Raw genomic sequence first — 1,671 nt, 5'->3', positions numbered from 1 at the left:
CTCCTGGACACGGCGGGTATGGACGCCGAGTACTGGTACACCAACCTGCGCCGGACGGTTCTCCTGGAGAAGGCGACCCGGGCACTGCTCAGCTCCGGACACGGTGTCTTCATCGAGGTCAGCCCGCACCCCGTGCTCACCATGGGACTGCAGGAGACATTCGCCGCCACAGGCTCCGATGCCGTGACCCTCGGCACGCTGCGCCGTGACGAGGACGAAGCCCGGCGCTTCACCACATCGCTGGCCGAGGCGCATGCGCACGGGGTCGAGCTGGACTGGAAGGCCCTGTTCGCGGGATCCGGCGCCCAGCGCGTCGACCTGCCGACGTACGCCTTCCAGCACCAGCACTACTGGCTGAAGTCGGATCCCGGTCAGGGACGCGACATCTCGGCGACCGGGATGCGGCCCGGTGGGCACGCGTTGCTCTCCGGGGCGATCAGGCTGGCCGACTCCGACGGTGTGGTGATGACGGGCAGGCTGTCGGCCGAGACGCACCCCTGGCTCGCCGACCACGTCGTTCTCGGAGCGGTGCTGCTCCCGGGCACCGCCTTCGTCGACTTGGCCCTGCACGCCGCTGACCAGGTCGGATATGAGCTGCTTGAAGAGCTGACGATCGAGGCTCCGCTGGTCGTCCCTGACTCGGGCGCGGTCGTGCTCCAGGTGACGGCGACCCTGCCGGACGCGACGGGCCGTAGCAACCTGCAGATCTACGCCACGTCCGCCGACGCACCGGAGGACGTGTGGACTCTCCACGCGTCCGGGACAGCGACGCTCGCTCCAGCTCCGACGGACGACGGTCTGGACGAGTGGCCACCGGCCGGAGCCCGGGCGCTCGCCGTCGACACCCTGTACGCATCGCTCACCGAGTCCGGCTACGAGTACGGCCCTCTGTTCCAAGGACTGCGGGCTGCCTGGCAGCAGGGTGACGACGTATACGCGGAGGTGGCCCTTCCGGACGACGCAGCCGCCGAGGGCTTCGGGGTGCACCCCGCACTGCTGGACGCGGCGCTGCACGCCATGCGCTGGTCGGCGACACCTGGTGCCGGGAGTGAGCCGGGATCCGTCGAGCTGCCGTTCGCCTGGAACGGTGTCACGCTGAGCGCGGTCGGCGCACGCGCACTGAGGGTCCGGATCCGGCGCGTTCGGTCCGGAGTCTCACTGCTGCTGGCCGACGGAACGGGCCACCCGGTCGCTTCCGTCGACACGCTCGCGCTGCGACCCATCAGGCCGGAACAGCTGATGCCTGCGGATCACGCGCTCGGTGACGCAATGTTCCGGGTCGAGTGGGCGAAGAAGCCGGTGGGCTCCGCGGGGAACCTTCCCGATATCGCTCGCCACGCCGATCTGACTTCCGCGGACGCGGTGCCGGGCGTGGTGGCGGTGTCATTCGCCGATACGGGTTCCGAGAGTGAGGACGCCGCGTCCCAGGCGCATGAACTCGCGCTCAGCGCACTGAAGTTCGTCCAGGAATGGCTGGCGGATGAGCGGTTCGCCGAATCCCGGCTGGTGGTGACGACTCGGGGCGCGGTGGCTTGCGACGGCGACTCCGCGCCGGATCCGGCACAGGCTGCCGTCTGGGGTCTGGTGCGAACCGTTCAGACGGAGAACCCGGGGCGGTTCGTACTGATCGATGTCGACGGGACCGATGAGTCCGCTCTGTCGGCGGTGGTG

1 protein-coding gene is annotated in these 1,671 nt (G+C 69.5%); it reads left to right on the top strand.

All coding sequences use genetic code 11. The annotated features are described in order from the left end of the window. Positions 1-18: 18 nt before the first annotated feature. The coding region (locus tag IH13_RS0100100; RefSeq protein ID WP_031079871.1) for a polyketide synthase dehydratase domain-containing protein at positions 19-1,671 on the top strand (1,653 nt) is incomplete at its 3' end.

It is taken from the genome of Streptomyces sp. NRRL WC-3549, from assembly GCF_000721935.1.
GTDB lineage: Bacteria > Actinomycetota > Actinomycetes > Streptomycetales > Streptomycetaceae > Streptomyces.
The sequence above is the reverse complement of the archived record's forward strand: the minus strand, read 5'-3'. Positions and strand labels throughout refer to the sequence as shown.